The organism is Caballeronia sp. dw_276, assembly GCF_018449635.1.
In the GTDB taxonomy this organism is placed as follows: Bacteria; Pseudomonadota; Gammaproteobacteria; order Burkholderiales; family Burkholderiaceae; genus Caballeronia.
Window position 1 is genome coordinate 360,270 of sequence record NZ_JAAVUV010000001.1, and the last position, 14,709, is coordinate 374,978.

General features: G+C 60.4%; 11 protein-coding genes. 6 read left to right on the plus strand and 5 right to left on the minus strand.

Annotated elements, in window-relative coordinates; all coding sequences use genetic code 11:
• Nucleotides 1-333 precede the first annotated feature (333 nt).
• From HB633_RS01575 to HB633_RS01590, 4 genes are all read left to right on the plus strand, one after another.
• A complete protein-coding gene (locus HB633_RS01575) occupies nucleotides 334-1,740 on the plus strand; it encodes a circularly permuted type 2 ATP-grasp protein (protein WP_056362577.1) in 1,407 nt (468 codons plus the stop codon).
• 72 nt (nucleotides 1,741-1,812) lie between these two features.
• Nucleotides 1,813-2,766 carry an alpha-E domain-containing protein gene (locus HB633_RS01580; RefSeq protein ID WP_062003617.1) on the plus strand — a complete coding sequence of 318 codons (954 nt, stop codon included), beginning with the start codon at nucleotides 1,813-1,815 and terminating at the stop codon, nucleotides 2,764-2,766.
• Nucleotides 2,767-2,789: 23 nt separating this feature from the next.
• A complete protein-coding gene (locus HB633_RS01585) occupies nucleotides 2,790-3,587 on the plus strand; it encodes a transglutaminase family protein (protein WP_213776305.1) in 798 nt (265 codons plus the stop codon).
• A 154-nt stretch (nucleotides 3,588-3,741) separates the two neighbouring features.
• Nucleotides 3,742-4,611 (plus strand): proteasome-type protease, encoded by an 870-nt coding sequence (locus HB633_RS01590; protein WP_213776306.1) that lies wholly within the window; start codon nucleotides 3,742-3,744, stop codon nucleotides 4,609-4,611.
• 152 nt (nucleotides 4,612-4,763) lie between these two features.
• Here the strand turns inward: HB633_RS01590 and HB633_RS01595 are convergent, their stop codons facing one another.
• The 5 genes from HB633_RS01595 to cobA form a co-directional block, all read right to left on the minus strand.
• On the minus strand, nucleotides 4,764-5,936 hold the full coding sequence (locus tag HB633_RS01595) for a porin (protein WP_213776307.1): 1,173 nt from the start codon (nucleotides 5,934-5,936) through the stop codon (nucleotides 4,764-4,766).
• Nucleotides 5,937-6,294: 358 nt separating this feature from the next.
• On the minus strand, nucleotides 6,295-7,593 hold the full coding sequence (locus HB633_RS01600) for a YihY/virulence factor BrkB family protein (RefSeq protein WP_213776308.1): 1,299 nt from the start codon (nucleotides 7,591-7,593) through the stop codon (nucleotides 6,295-6,297).
• Between the two features lie 186 nt (nucleotides 7,594-7,779).
• On the minus strand, nucleotides 7,780-8,940 hold the full coding sequence (locus HB633_RS01605; RefSeq protein ID WP_213776309.1) for a CmpA/NrtA family ABC transporter substrate-binding protein: 1,161 nt from the start codon (nucleotides 8,938-8,940) through the stop codon (nucleotides 7,780-7,782).
• A gap of 10 nt (nucleotides 8,941-8,950) precedes the next feature.
• Nucleotides 8,951-9,526 (minus strand): ANTAR domain-containing protein, encoded by a 576-nt coding sequence (locus HB633_RS01610; RefSeq protein ID WP_213776310.1) that lies wholly within the window; start codon nucleotides 9,524-9,526, stop codon nucleotides 8,951-8,953.
• A gap of 63 nt (nucleotides 9,527-9,589) precedes the next feature.
• Nucleotides 9,590-10,345, minus strand: coding sequence for a uroporphyrinogen-III C-methyltransferase (gene cobA / locus HB633_RS01615; protein ID WP_213776311.1), 756 nt, complete (start codon nucleotides 10,343-10,345; stop codon nucleotides 9,590-9,592).
• Between the two features lie 483 nt (nucleotides 10,346-10,828).
• On the opposite strand from cobA, the gene HB633_RS01620 reads away from it, so the two are divergent.
• Both HB633_RS01620 and nirB read left to right on the plus strand, forming a co-directional pair.
• Nucleotides 10,829-12,157, plus strand: coding sequence for an MFS transporter (locus HB633_RS01620; protein ID WP_213776312.1), 1,329 nt, complete (start codon nucleotides 10,829-10,831; stop codon nucleotides 12,155-12,157).
• A gap of 12 nt (nucleotides 12,158-12,169) precedes the next feature.
• On the plus strand, nucleotides 12,170-14,704 hold the full coding sequence (gene nirB / locus HB633_RS01625; RefSeq protein ID WP_213776313.1) for a nitrite reductase large subunit NirB: 2,535 nt from the start codon (nucleotides 12,170-12,172) through the stop codon (nucleotides 14,702-14,704).
• Nucleotides 14,705-14,709: the final 5 nt, after the last annotated feature.

Below are 14,709 nucleotides of genomic sequence, written 5' to 3' on the forward strand. Positions count from 1 at the left end.
CGAAAGCCTGCTGTGCCTCACGCACGCCGCCCCTCGAATACCCATCTTGAAGCAGCCCGCGATATAGCCTACCGTGCACCACATGGGGGCATCGTGCGGATGACGCTTGGCATCGGCGAAAACCTGCCGCACCCATTTGAAGCAGCGACTTTGCATACCCCGCCAAAACAATGAGTAAAAACAAGTATTAAAAAAATGGCACGGCTGTTGCTTTATTGAGGATACTGAAACTACGAGAGCGTCGGACAAAAGGCGTGGCAGGGCGATGAGCAGCATTGTCGCCATATCCACCCACGAGCGGCATTCGCGCCGCGATCAAAAAAGGACGCACAGATGCAGATCTACGACGAAATGCGTCACGAAGAAACCGTGCGGGCGCACTACGCTCGGTTTTCCAGGTGGCTCTCCACGCAAAGCCCCGAAACCATCACGCGCAAGCGCGCCGAAGCGGATCTGTTGTTCCGGCGTGTGGGCATCACATTCGCCGTGAACGGCGACTTGTCCGGCACAGAGCGCCTGATTCCCTTCGACATGATTCCGCGCATCATCCCCGGCGATGAATGGCGCAAGCTCGAAGCGGGTCTCAGGCAGCGCGTACGTGCGCTGAACATGTTCATCCGCGATATCTATCACGATCACGACATCGTCCGGGCGGGAAAAATTCCGGCTGAACAGGTGTATACCAACGCGCAGTATCGGCCAGAGATGCAGGGCGTGGATGTGCCGCTGGATGTCTACGCGCACGTCGCCGGCGTCGATGTGGTCCGCGCCGGCGACGCCGGTGAGTTCTATGTGCTGGAGGACAACCTGCGCGTGCCGTCGGGCGTGTCGTACATGCTCGAGAACCGCAAGATGATGATGCGGCTCTTTCCCGAGCTCTTCGTGCAGAACCGCATTGCGCCCGTTGCGCACTATCCGGATCTGCTGCTGGAGACGCTGCGTTCCATCGCGCCGGCCGGGGTGGACGATCCCAACGTGGTCGTGCTGACGCCCGGCATGTACAACTCGGCGTACTTCGAGCATTCGTTCCTCGCGCAGCAAATGGGCGTGGAACTGGTCGAGGGCAAGGATCTTTTCGTCGATGAAAACTACGTCTTCATGCGCACGACGCAAGGGCCGAAGCGCGTTGACGTGATTTATCGGCGGCTCGATGACGACTTCATGGACCCGCTTGCGTTCCGTACGGATTCGGCGCTGGGCGTACCGGGTTTGCTGACGTCGTATCGCGCCGGACGCGTGGCGCTGGCGAACGCCATGGGCACAGGCATCGCCGACGATAAATCCATCTACCCGTTCGTGCCGGACATGATCGAGTTCTATCTCGGCGAGACGCCGATCCTGAACAACGTGCCGACGTTCCAGTGCCGCAAGCCCGACGACCTCGCGTACACGCTCGCGCACCTGCCGGAGCTCGTCGTGAAGGAGGTTCACGGCGCGGGCGGTTACGGCATGCTGGTCGGGCCGGCCTCTACCAAGGCCGAGATCGAAGCGTTCCGCGAGCGGCTGATCGCGCGTCCCGACGGGTATATCGCCCAGCCGACGCTCGCGTTGTCCGCGTGCCCGACCTTCGTGGAGTCGGGGATAGCGCCGCGCCATATCGATCTGCGTCCATTCGTGCTGTCCGGCAAGGAAGTGACGATGGCCGCCGGCGGCCTCACGCGCGTGGCATTGAAGGAGGGTTCTCTCGTCGTGAATTCGTCGCAGGGCGGCGGCACGAAAGATACCTGGATGGTGGATTAATCACTCGGAAGGCCAAAGCCTCGAGCGTGGCGCTGGTTTGAAGGCGCTGCATAACAACGGAACGCCATCATGATGCTAAGCCGTACTGCCGATCACCTTTTCTGGATGGCCCGTTACATGGAGCGGGCAGAGAACACCGCGCGCATGCTCGACATCAACCTGAAGGGCATGCTGCTGCCGCAGACGCCTGAGCAGATCGCGCGCGCGCAACGTTCCGTGCTGCGTATTTCGGAACTCGAATCATTTTTCGAACAACGTTTTCCAGGCTCCGATTCGCTCGAAGACATGCTGCACTTCATGGTCGCGGACTCGGGCAACCCGTCGAGCATCATTTCGTGTCTGCATGCAACGCGTGAAAATGCACGCGCCGTACGCGGCACCCTGACGACCGAAGCGTGGGAAACCATCAATTTCACGTGGCTCGAATTCGGCGAAAAGCTTGCCGCCGGAGAACTCGAGAACAGCCCGGACACTCTGTTCGAATGGGTGAAATATCGCTCGAACCTGTGCCGTGGCGTGATGGTCGGCACCGCGCTACATGACGACGCCTTCTGGTTCATCCAGCTCGGCATGTACCTGGAGCGCGCGGACAATACGGCGCGCATCCTCGACGTGCGGTTTGCCGATGCCGAACCGAATTCCCGCGAAGCCGCGCGTCAACTGGAAGACTTCTATTACTGGACATCGATATTGAGTTCGGTGTCGGCGCTGGAAATCTACCGGAAGGTGTATCGCGATGTGGTGACGCCTTCGCGCGTGGTGGAGTTGTTGATCCTCAACGCGCAGATGCCGCGTTCGCTGCTGGCGTCTCTCGATGGTGTTTGCGAGACGCTCGACAAACTGCGCACGAACGGCTCGAACGATTGCGAGCGCTTCGCCGGCAAGTTGCGCGCGGACGTGTTGTACACGGATATCCGCCAGATCCTTGAAACGGGTGTGCACGCCTATCTGACGCAATTCCTGAAACGGGTCGATGAGTTGGGCGTGCGCGTCATGCGCACGTTCCTCATGTTGCCTCTCGCCTGAACGCATCCGTACTGGGAAAAATCATGCTTCTGACCATTCGGCATCACACGAGTTATCGCTACGCCGTGCCCGTGCAGTATTCCATTCAGCAGTTGCGCATGACGCCGGCCAACGGCTCGGCGCAGATGGTGCGGCGCTGGCATATCGATACCATCGGCAAGCTCGACGTCACGCGCGACGCCTACTCCAACACCTTGCACACACTCGTGCTGACCAAACCGCATACGGAGATCAACTTGTCGGTAACGGGTCAGGTCGAAACCACCTTGCTCGATGGCGGCCGCCTCAATGACGGTCCCGGCCGGATTCCGCTGCAGCACTACACGTGTCACACGGCGTTGACCGAGGCCGATGCATCGATTCGTGAACTTGCGCATTCGGTTTCTAAGATCGATTCGCCGGCGGCCTTGATTGCGCTGGCTGAGAATATCGAAGGAAAGGTGCAATTCAAGGCAGGCGTGACAGCTGTCACGAGCACGGCGGCCGAAGCGCTGAAACTCGGCAATGGCGTTTGCCAGGATCATGCACATTTGATGCTGGCCTGCTGCCGCTCGCGCGGCGTGCCGGCGCGTTATGTGAGCGGTTACATCGATCCGGGCGACGTCCCGCATGCCGCGAGCCACGCGTGGGTGGATGTCTGGCTGGACGACGTGTGGGTATCGGTGGATGTGACCCACGCCGCGTTCGCCAGTGGCCGATACTGCCGCCTCGCCGTTGCGCGGGACTACGAGGCTGCGGCGCCAGTACGCGGCTCACGCGTGGGCGGGAAAGAAGAGCGGATGAGCGTGGATGTATCGGTACAGGCAATGGCCGATCAGTGACGCAGCGGTTTTTGTTCAAGCGCACGCCGGATTTGCCGTTATGTTAAAAGTAGACGAACGGTGAGTTTGAGCACACGTTTCGCAGCACCTTTCTGGCCCGGTCTGGCGAGAGCGCGCTTACAATACTGGTTTGCTTCTTTCAGGGATTCGACGGATGACTTATTGCGTGGCTATGCGCGTTGACGAAGGACTGGTTTTCCTGTCCGATACACGCACGAACGCCGGGGTCGACCACGTCAGCGCGGCCCGCAAGATGGCGGTCTTCGAACAACCTGGCGATCGTGTCCTCGTGCTGCTCGCCGCAGGCAATCTGGCGCTGACGCAAGCCGTCATGCAGTTGTTGTCGGAGCCGGCTCCCGAAGACAAGCTCACGCTCTACAACGCGCCTTCCATGGCGGATGCAGCGCGACTGGTAGGCGAAGCGGTGCGCGAAGTCCACAGGCGGGACGCAGCAACGCTCGCGGAATTCAGTGTCGACTTCAATTGCAGCTTCATTCTCGGCGGACAGATTCGCGGCGCGAACACGCGCTTGTTCATGATCTATTCGGCAGGGAATTTTGTCGAGGCATCGCTGGTCAGTCCGTATTTTCAGATTGGCGAATCGAAGTACGGGAAGCCGATCATCGATCGGGTCATTACGCCCACTACGCCCCTCGACGAAGTTGCGAAGTGCGCGCTGGTCTCCATGGATTCCACGCTGAGGTCGAATCTGTCGGTGGGCTTGCCGCTCGATCTGCTCGTTTATGAAAAAGACTCGTTGCGGGTCACGCGTTTCTCCACGCTCGATCACGACAACCAGTATTTCCAGATGATTCATCGCACGTGGGGTGAGCGTCTGCGGCAGATTTTCGGCGAAATTCCGAACCCCACGTGGGCCGATCCGGCGAACGTTCCGCTGCGGGCGCGAGAAACGGTATCGAGCGTGCCGCGTGTGGTGCACGGCGATGCGCTGGCCCAGCCGGATACGTCGGCGCCACCGTTTCAAACGTTGATGCAGCCGGATACCGGACGATCGCAGCAGTAGGTCTCACCCAACGAAGCTGAATTGAAAAAGCCCGCTGTCGAAAGACAGCGGGCTTTTCTTCGTGCCAAGGTCGTCGCGCATAAAAAAACAGCCATCGCCTGAAGCCGATGGCTGTTTCTGAACCGAAGCCGTAACCGGCTTCAAATCCAGCTTTAGAACTTGTGACGGATACCGACGATCACGAGTTCCTGGTTGCTCGTACCAGCGTAGCCGTACGAACCGATCGAAGCTTGCGCAGCCTGATCGACGCGAACCGTCTGGCCTGCTGCGTTCGTCGTGTACGTAGCTTGCGTGCCGCTTGCGTGCTGATAAGCCGCTACAGCGTAGAAGTCCGTACGCTTCGAAACCGAGTAGTCCGCGCCCAGCGAAGCCTGATGGTACTTGGCCGACGTATCGCCGCTTGCCTTTTCGTACGTGTAGCCTGCGCCCAACAGCAGAGCCGGCGTAGCCTGGAAGTTCACGAACGCGTTGCCGATGTTGTACTTCTGCGTCGACGTGTATGCCGAGTTGCCGTCCGGTGCGTACTGTGCATTGCTGTACGACGCGCCGACCGTTACCGGGCCGATTGCGTACTGAGCAGCAGCGCGAGCGATACCGATCGAGTGAGCGGTGGTGTAGCCGTTGTTGATCGGGCCATCGAACAGCGAATCCGACGACGGGCTGTTCCATGCCGGTCCGCGGCCAGCGCTCGGGTTGCTGGAGTAGAAGTAACCAGCAGCCAAGCCCAACGGGCCGTTGTTATACGCAACTGCGCCCGACCACGTCTGGCCTTGGCCAGTCGTGCCAGCCAGGTTGCTGAAGCCGTACAAACCTTCGACTTGCAGGCCGGCCCAGTTCGGCGACACGTACTTGACAGCGTTCGACGTACGCAAGCTGTTGTCGTAGTTGTCTACGTCGCCCGGGGTTGCGAAGGCCGAACCGAAGTAATTGTCAGCCGTGATGCCTTGCACCATGTCGACCAGCGGGTCGTATTGACGACCGATGGTGACCGTACCGTACTGGTCAGCGGTCAAACCGACGAACGCTTGACGACCAAATTCGCGGCCGCCCTGGCCCAGACGGCCCGTACCGATGTCAAAGCCGCTTTCCAACTGGAAAATCGCCTTCAAACCACCACCCAGGTCTTCCTGACCCTTCAAGCCCCAACGATCGCCCGACAGGTTGCCGTTGATCATGCCGACCAGCTTCTGATTGCCTTGTGCGTTGTGCACGTAGCCAATGCCCGAGTCGATCACGCCGTACAGCGTCACGCTATTTTGCGCTTGGGCTGCGCCAGCTGCGCCGAGCAGTGCCAGCGAAAGGGAAGTCAGTGCGAAACGTTTCATCGAGTTCTCCACGCGAAGATTTAAATTCGTTGTTGCCGGCGCAGAGAATAACGCAGCGTTACAAAGGATAAGAACCAGAAAATAAAACCTGTCTCGAAAATCAGACACTTTTGCAGATCGCGGGAGAGCAGGCGTTGCGGCCAAGCCTGTCAAGGGTTTAGCGCGGGATTCATCTATTGAAAGAGGGGCGACATACCCCTCCGGAGAAAGTTCCCGTTAATGAATAGTCGACGGGATGTCGTTCAAATCTTTATTAGTTTTTTACTAATTCGGCGTTATAGCAATACGTTATGGCGCATTACCAGACACGGGCTTATTAAGTGCCGGCGGGAGAAGGGTCCCAGCCGGCTGCGCGGCCTCAGTCGATTCGGGGCGGCTGATCCCGGCCCGAAAGCAGTGCGAGCGCAATGCCGGCACCGCCGGCGAGCAGCACTGCACGCCAAGGATGGCGTCGCACCAGGTCGTTCGCCTGCACGGCTTTCCTACCGCAGCCGAGCATCGCCTGAGCCGTTGCTTTCGTGGCAGTCGTTTCCGCCTGTGCGAGCTTGCGGCTGAGCGTAAGCGCGGTGCTCAAAGCTGAAACCTTCTTCCGTGCTTGTTGCGTGAGTTTTTGCGAGCGCCCCGCGCGTTGTTCGATCGATGTACGGGCCGGGCCGGGTACGACCGTGGATGTTTGGGGGGTATCTGAAGTATCGCCGGGACGTCCGCTAATGGTGGATCCGGCCAGCATCGATCCAATCTTGGCGCGGCTGCCGGGCGGCACGCGGCCACTCTGCTGTCCCCAGGCGCCGCGTGGATCGTGCAGGCGAGCGCGCGCAGCGGAAAATTCCGCGCCGAGCAGCAGGACGGCCGCCGAGAAGTACAGCCACATCAGCAGGACCGCGAGAGAACCCGCCGCACCGAACGAATTGGCCGTGCCCGCATGCGTCAGGTAAAAGGCAAACAGTTTCTTGCCGACGGAAAACAGGATGGCGGCGACCAGGCCGCCTACGAGCGCGTCGCGCCATTGAACGCGGGCGTCAGGCAGGAATTTCAGGAGGGCGCCGAACGCCAGGGACAGTATGACGAGACCAACGGCAAGCTGAACCAGATCGCCAATGATCACAAAAGACGAATCGCCCCACAGCCACTTTCCGACGGCCTGGATGGCGGTATCGAGGACGAGCGAGACGATCAGCAGGAAAGCCACGCCCAGTACGAGGCCGAATGAGATCAGCCGGACCCGCACCATGGCGAATACGCTCGACTTTTGCTCGCCGCTAAGCGGCCAGACGAGATTCAGCGCTGTATTGAGCGATGAAAACGTCGCCGATGCACCCACCGCCAGCAAAACAAACGAGATCACGGCCGCGATCCCCGTCCCCCCGCTGCGATGCGCATTTTCAACAATGCTTTGCACGCTTGCGGCAGCCTGATCGCCGAGCATGCCGTTGACCTGATGGAACAACTGGCCGCGCGCCGCTTCGGCGCCGAAGACCCAGCCGGCCACTGCGATCACCATGACCAGCGTCGGCGCGAGCGAAAATGCGGAATAGAACGCGATGCTGGCCGCCATTGCCGCACACCGGTCCTCGCCGAATTTCTTGAGCGCGCCCATGACCCAGGACGCGTCCTTCTTCACGACAGCCTGGAGTTTCTCGGTCGACAACGTGCTCATGGCAGCCCCAAATTCGTTTGATGGTCAGTTCTGACGGTTTGTAATGCCAATGAGCACGTTGCGTTCCACCGGCGCCGCCGCGGGCGACCGGACGCCGTCGGAACCAGGCCGGAGTGGTCAAACGGTCAGGCCGCGGTGTTTTTCTTTGACCGGCGGGAAGGTTTTTGAGCTAGCGGGTTTTGCAATTTATCCGGCTGAAGCGGATTTCTGTGACGTGAAGCCATCGAGATAAGCGGCTGGGTTTTGCCCGTCCCACACCCGGCCATCGATAAAAACATCAGCGCGCATTTCTTCCGGCACGCGAACGTTCATTGACGCCGCCGCTTCTCTGTACAACGCGGTCTGGCAGAGCGCGACGGCGACGGCGGCATCGTCGTGATCGCCGTGGAGCATTCCCCATCGGCGAAATTGCGTGAAGAACCAGAGCCCGTCGGATGGGCGCGGGTAATTCACGGCGCCTTCGTTAAAAAAGCTGACGCCCGGCGGCTGCACTGGAAATTGCGCCGGGTCGTAGTGGCCGAGCAGCCGCTGCACGATCAGCTCTTGCGGCGCGCCGACCACATCGGGCGCGGCGAGCCACGTCGAAATATCTTTTCGATGCTGCGAATTGTCGAGCCATCGGCAAGCTTCCAGCATGGTCTGTATCAATGCACGCGATGTCTGCGGATAGTGCTCCACAAAATCACGGCGGCTCGCGAGCACTTTTTCCGGATGCTCCGGCCAGATTTGACTGGTAACGGCGACGGTCTTGCCTGCACCGCGCGCTTCGGCCACGGCGTTCCACGGTTCGCCGACACACAGGCCGTCGAGTTCGCCGTCGATCAATGCATCGACCATTTGCGGCGGCGGGATCACGACGCTGCGAATATCGCGCAACGGCTGCACCCCCTGCGAGGCGAGCCAGTAGTACAACCACATGGCGTGTGTGCCGGTCGGGAAGGTCTGCGCGAACACTGGACGCCGGCCGGGCGTGGCTAGCGCGTCTTTCAGATTGCCATGCTGCTCGAAGGCCTCCGTCAACCGATTCGATAACGTGATCGCCTGCCCGTTGCGGTTCAAAACCATGAGCACGGCCATGTCGCCCTGCGGCCCGCCGATGCCCATCTGCACGCCACATACGAGACCGTACAGCGCATGAGCCGCATCGATCTCGCCCGAGAGCAGCTTGTCGCGCACCGCGGCCCACGACGGCTGCCTGCACAGTTCGAGCGTCAATCCATGACGATGTCCAAACTCGAGAACCTTCGCGGCGACGAGCGGCGCGGCGTCGCTCAACGCGACGAAGCCGAGGCGTATATGCGTCTTTTCGGGTTTGCCGATGGAAGGAGCGGGCGAGGAAATGTTCATGTCGTGCGGGCTACCCTAATAAATCAGCCATCGATACCAAATGCCGGGCGACTTCAGCAAGCTTCATCCCCTGGTCCATTGCGCGTTTGCGAAGCATGGCATACGCGTCCTGTTCGGACATCTTGCGCCGGTCCATCAGGAGGCGCTTGGCTCGGTCGATGAGCTTCCTGTCTGCGAGTTCCGTCTCGGCGTCGGCAAGGCGCTTGAGCAATTGCACTTCGCGTGCGAAACGCGCGAGCGCCACTTCGAGAATCGGCGCGAGCCGTTCCGCTTCGAGCCCTTCGACAAGGTACGCGCTCACGCCGGCGCCGACGGCGTCGCGGATCAGTTGCTGGTCGGCGTCGTTGCTGAACATGAGTACCGGGCGCGGCGCGGTCTCGTTCATCACGGCAAGCTGTTCGAGCGTGTCGCGCGAAGGCGATTCTGTATCGATGATCACCACATCCGGCCGCTGCTCTTCCACGACTCGTGGCAACGCGGCGGGCGTTGCGACTTCGGCGAGCATGTCATAGCCGAGGCGTGCAAGCGCCTGGCGCAAATCGCCGATGGGTTTGTCGGTGTCGGTGACGAGAAGCACGCGAAGCATGGGGCAAGTGCCGGTATTTTTGTTCAGGAACAACGGAGGCACTTCTTGGGCAAATCTCTTTGATCAAGCAGCGCGCTGGACATCGGGCGCCGTTTGCTCGATCCACTGCACGGCTTCGCCAATCGCGTTGCCAACCAGGATCACTGCGGGGCTGCCCAAGCCGGCTTCAGTCGCATCGATAGCCAGCCGATCAAGCGTTCCAAGCCATCTGCGTTCATCGGGCGTTCCTGCCCATTGAACGACCGCTGCGGGTGTGGACGCGGGCAGCGCGCTCATGAGCGAAGCGCAAAGGCTTTCGATGCGCGTCATGCCCATATAGATGGCGAGTGTCGTGCCGGTCGCCGCCAACGCGGCCCAGTTCGGTTCGCCGTGGTCCTGCTTGTGTGCGGTGACGAAGGTCACGCCCTGACAATGCTCGCGATGCGTCAGCGATACACCCAGACTCGCCGCCGCCGCAAAACCCGAAGAGATCCCGTTGACGATATCGACTGGAATGTGCGCACGTCGTAATGCGGCGAGCTCTTCGCCGGCACGGCCGAACAACAAAGCATCTCCACCTTTCACGCGCACCACATGCAGGCCCTTCAACGCATAACGCTGCATCAGCCCTTCAATAAACGCCTGCGGTGTCGACTTGCATCCGCCGCGCTTACCCACCCGGATCACGCGTGCGCGTGGCGCAAGAGAAGCGATCTCGGGATTCGCGAGATCGTCGAGCAGGACGATGTCGGCGAGTGCCAGCGCCTTCGCGGCTTTGATGGTGAGCAGATCCAGATCGCCCGGGCCTGCGCTGAGCAAAGTAACCTTGCCGGTAGTCATGATGATGTCCTTTGACGGCGTTCCAAAACAAAACGGCATCCGCTCGTGCTTGTGCACGAAGGGACGCCGTTGTCCTGGATCGCCGAAAGAAAGTCAGCGCTCGACGTCGTTGCCAGGCGCTCCAATGCAAATGCAATATCCAGGCCAAGACGTGTCGAGCAATACGGGCTTACAAACCACTCGTTGGCTCGCACGTGCGCAGTGCTGCGGCGCACCGTAGCTGTGCTTCGCTGCATCAAAAAGCATCGGCGCTCGTTCGCCGGAATTCGCATCAAACCCCGCAAAGCCCCGTCACACCGTGCGCAAGCTCGCATGGCATACGCCTTGCATTTGATCTCGTTACGGATCAACGACGATCCCGTCTGTTTGCTTCAAGCATCACCCTATTACAGCGGCCCTAACGGGCTTCCTGGACAACGGCGTCCCCTGAATTCAGTCAACTGGCTGGACTCACGGGACGCCTTTTTGTTTTGTGGAACGACCATGTCAGATAAAGCAACGCGGATCGATCTCTTTAGTTTTCGTACGGCGCCAATGCGTGCATTCCACCTCACGTGGATGGCATTCTTTGTGTGCTTCTTCGCGTGGTTCGCATGCGCGCCGCTGATGCCGTTGATCCAGCGCGAATTCGGTTTGTCGATCGATCAGGTCGCGAACATCAACATCGCGGCGGTCGCGGCGACGATCCTCGTACGCCTGATCATTGGCCCGATGTGCGATCGATACGGCCCGCGCAAGGTCTATACGGCGCTGCTTGTTTTAGGCGCTTTTCCCGTGCTTGCGGCCGCGCTTTCCGGCGGTTATACGAGCTTCCTGCTCGCACGTTTGGGGATCGGCGCGGTGGGCGCGAGCTTCGTGATCACGCAGTACCACACGTCGGTGATGTTCGCGCCGAACGTGGTCGGCACAGCCAACGCGACGAGCGCCGGATGGGGCAACGCCGGTGCAGGCGCAGCGCAAGCGCTGGTGCCCTTGCTGCTCGCAGCAATGCTGGCCCTGGGCGCAAGCGATGCATCGGCATGGCGCTACGCGCTCGTGGTCCCGGCCCTCGCGATGCCGCTCATGGCGGTGTTCTACTGGCGCCTTACGCAAGATTGCCCGCAAGGCAACTTCGCTGAGTTGCGTGCGCAGGGCATCGCGATCGATGGCGGCAAGAAAGGCGGTTGGGAAAGCTTTCGCGCGGCCTGTGCGAACTATCGCGTATGGATGTTGTTCGTGACCTACGCCGCGTGTTTTGGCGTCGAGGTGTTCATTCACAACATCGCTGCGATCTACTACGTCAATCATTTCCATCTCTCGTTGAAAACCGCAGGCCTTGCAGCGGGCAGCTTCGGCTTGCTGGCGCTCTTCGCGCGCGCATTAGGCGGCTGGCTCTCGGACAAGTTCGCGGCCCGCCGTGGACTCGATGTGCGCTCGACCCTGTTGTTCGTGCTGATCGCAGGCGAAGGTCTCGGCTTGTACTGGTTCTCTCGTGAGACCAGCGTCGGGCTCGCTGTCGTCGCAATGCTCTGCTTCGGCTTGTTCACGCACATGGCGTGCGGCGCGACGTATGCGCTCGTGCCGTTCATCGACCGGAAGGCGCTTGGCGGCGTGGCCGGGATTATCGGCGCAGGCGGGAACGTGGGCGCCGTTGCAGCGGGCTTCCTGATGAAGGGCTTGGGCAACGTCCAGCAAACCCTGGCCATGCTCGGCGTGCTCGTCTCGATCTCCGCACTGTGCGCGCTGGCAGTGCGCTTCAGCACCGAGCACAAGGCACGCGAAGCCGAACTGCGCGCGGATGCATTGGGTATCAACAACAGCATTGCCAACTGAGCGTTCAACATCATGAAAATCGTCGTCATCGGTCATGGAATGGTGGGGCACAAGCTTCTCGAATGCATCGCTGAGAAAGCGGGGCATGAGCTCGATATCACCGTGCTTTGCGAAGAACCGCGCCCTGCGTATGACCGGGTGCATCTGTCGGAATTTTTCTCCGGCAAGACCGCGCAGGATCTGTCGCTGGTCGAAGCAGGTTTCTTCGAGCGCGAGAACGTACGGCTCGAGCTCAATGCGAAGGCGGTATCGATAGATCGTACGGCACGTACGGTGACCGTATCGAGCGGTGAAGTGCTTGGCTACGACAAGCTCGTGCTCGCGACGGGCTCCTATCCGTTCGTGCCGCCGGTTGCGGGCAGCGACCGGGGCGACTGCTTTGTGTATCGGACGATCGAAGACCTCGAGGCAATGAAGGAATGCGGCGCGCGTTCGAAAACCGGGACAGTCGTGGGCGGCGGCTTGCTGGGACTCGAATGCGCGAAAGCGTTGCGCGATCTCGGGCTTCAAACGCACGTGGTTGAATTTGCGCCGCGCCTGATGGCCGTGCAAGTCGATGACAGCGGCGCGCGCGTACTGCGCAGCAAGATCGAAGAGCTTGGCGTGACCGTTCATACGCAGAAGAATACGGTTGCAATCGTTGACGGCGAAGCGGGAACACACCGCATGCAATTCTCCGACAACACGCATCTCGATACCGACATGATCGTGTTCTCCGCGGGCATTCGTCCGCGCGATGAAATTGCCCGCCTCAGCGGCCTCGAAGTGGGCGCGCGTGGGGGTATCGTGATCGACGACAACTGCGTGACGAGCGACGAGAACATCTACGCCATCGGCGAATGCGCGTTGTGGCAAGGTCAAGTGTTCGGCCTCGTCGCGCCGGGCTACGACATGGCGCGCGTGGTCGCGAAGCAATTGCTCGGCGAAGTGCATGCGTTCGCGGGCGCGGACATGAGCACGAAACTCAAGCTCATGGGCGTGGACGTAGCGAGCATTGGCGATGCACATGGCAAGACGCCGGGCAGTCGCGCGTACCAGTTCAGCGATGAACGCAAGCAGGTGTACAAGAAGATCGTCGTCTCCGATTGCGGCAAGTTCCTGCTCGGTGGCGTGATGGTCGGCGACGCGAACGAATACGGCACGTTGCTGCAGATGATGCTGAACCGCATCGAGTTGCCGGAGTCGCCGGAGTTTCTGATTCTCCCTTCCTCCGATGGTCAGCAGAGGCCGGGTCTTGGCGTCGACGCGCTGCCGGCATCGGCGCAAATCTGCTCGTGCAATGACGTATCGAAGGGGAAGATTTGCGAAGCCGTATGTGCGGGCGCGATGAGTATCGGCGCATTGAAGTCGGCGACCAAAGCGGGTAGTTCGTGCGGCGGCTGCGTGCCGCTCGTCACGCAAGTGATGAAGGCCGAGATGAAGAAGCAAGGGCTCGCGGTCAACAATCATTTGTGCGAGCACTTCGCGTTTTCGCGGCAAGAGCTTTATCACATGGTGCGCGTCGAGCGCATCAGGACCTTTGGCGAATTGCTTGCCAAACATGGCCACGGACTCGGCTGCGATGTCTGCAAGCCGACGGTCAGCAGCATTCTCGCATCGTGCTGGAACGAGTTTGTGCTGAAGAAGGAACACGCGAGCCTGCAGGATTCGAACGACTACTACCTGGCGAATATTCAGCGCGACGGCACGTACTCCGTCGTACCGCGCATGGCAGGCGGTGAAGTGACGCCCGACGGTTTGATCGCGGTCGGCCAGGTCGCGAAAAAGTATGGGCTTTATACCAAGGTGACCGGTGGCGCGCGCGTCGATCTGTTCGGCGCGCGGGTCGAGCAATTGCCTTTCATCTGGGAAGAGCTGATCGCGGCGGGTTTCGAATCGGGGCACGCGTATGGCAAGGCGGTGCGTACCGTGAAGTCATGCGTTGGATCGACATGGTGCCGTTTCGGGGTGGGCGATTCGGTTGGCCTGGCCATCGATATCGAGAACCGCTACAAGGGCCTGCGCGCGCCGCACAAGATCAAATTCGGGGTCTCGGGATGTACCCGGGAATGCGCGGAAGCGCAAGGCAAGGACGTGGGCATCATCGCGACCGAGAAGGGCTGGAATCTTTATGTGTGCGGCAACGGCGGCATGAAACCGCGACACGCCGAGTTGCTTGCATCGGATCTGGATGCGGTGACGCTCGTGAAGTATATCGACCGCTTCCTGATGTTTTATGTGCGCACCGCTGATCGACTTCAGCGTACGAGCGTATGGCGCGACAACCTCGAAGGCGGTCTCGATTACCTGATCGATGTCGTCGTCCATGACAAGCTCGGCCTTGCCCCCGAACTCGAAGCCGAGATGCAGCACGTTGCCGATACCTACGAATGCGAGTGGAAAAAGGCCGTCACCGATCCGGACACCCGCAGCCGCTTCCGCCATTTCGTGAATAGCGATGCGTCCGATAACAACGTGAGTTTTGTCGAGGAACGCGGACAGATTCGTCCCGCCACGCCCGCCGAGCGCAAGTTGATCGGCATACCTGTTGTTGTCGAAACTGTTTGATGGAG

Coding starts and splice junctions, on each gene's coding strand:
- HB633_RS01605 (WP_213776309.1), bottom strand. CDS start 8,940: ATGAACATTTCCTCGCCCGCTCCTTCCATCGGCAAACCCGAAAAGACG.
- cobA (WP_213776311.1), bottom strand. CDS start 10,345: ATGACTACCGGCAAGGTTACTTTGCTCAGCGCAGGCCCGGGCGATCTG.
- HB633_RS01600 (WP_213776308.1), bottom strand. CDS start 7,593: ATGAGCACGTTGTCGACCGAGAAACTCCAGGCTGTCGTGAAGAAGGAC.
- HB633_RS01620 (WP_213776312.1), top strand. CDS start 10,829: ATGTCAGATAAAGCAACGCGGATCGATCTCTTTAGTTTTCGTACGGCG.
- HB633_RS01585 (WP_213776305.1), top strand. CDS start 2,790: ATGCTTCTGACCATTCGGCATCACACGAGTTATCGCTACGCCGTGCCC.
- HB633_RS01610 (WP_213776310.1), bottom strand. CDS start 9,526: ATGCTTCGCGTGCTTCTCGTCACCGACACCGACAAACCCATCGGCGAT.
- HB633_RS01590 (WP_213776306.1), top strand. CDS start 3,742: ATGACTTATTGCGTGGCTATGCGCGTTGACGAAGGACTGGTTTTCCTG.
- HB633_RS01580 (WP_062003617.1), top strand. CDS start 1,813: ATGCTAAGCCGTACTGCCGATCACCTTTTCTGGATGGCCCGTTACATG.
- HB633_RS01575 (WP_056362577.1), top strand. CDS start 334: ATGCAGATCTACGACGAAATGCGTCACGAAGAAACCGTGCGGGCGCAC.
- HB633_RS01595 (WP_213776307.1), bottom strand. CDS start 5,936: ATGAAACGTTTCGCACTGACTTCCCTTTCGCTGGCACTGCTCGGCGCA.
- nirB (WP_213776313.1), top strand. CDS start 12,170: ATGAAAATCGTCGTCATCGGTCATGGAATGGTGGGGCACAAGCTTCTC.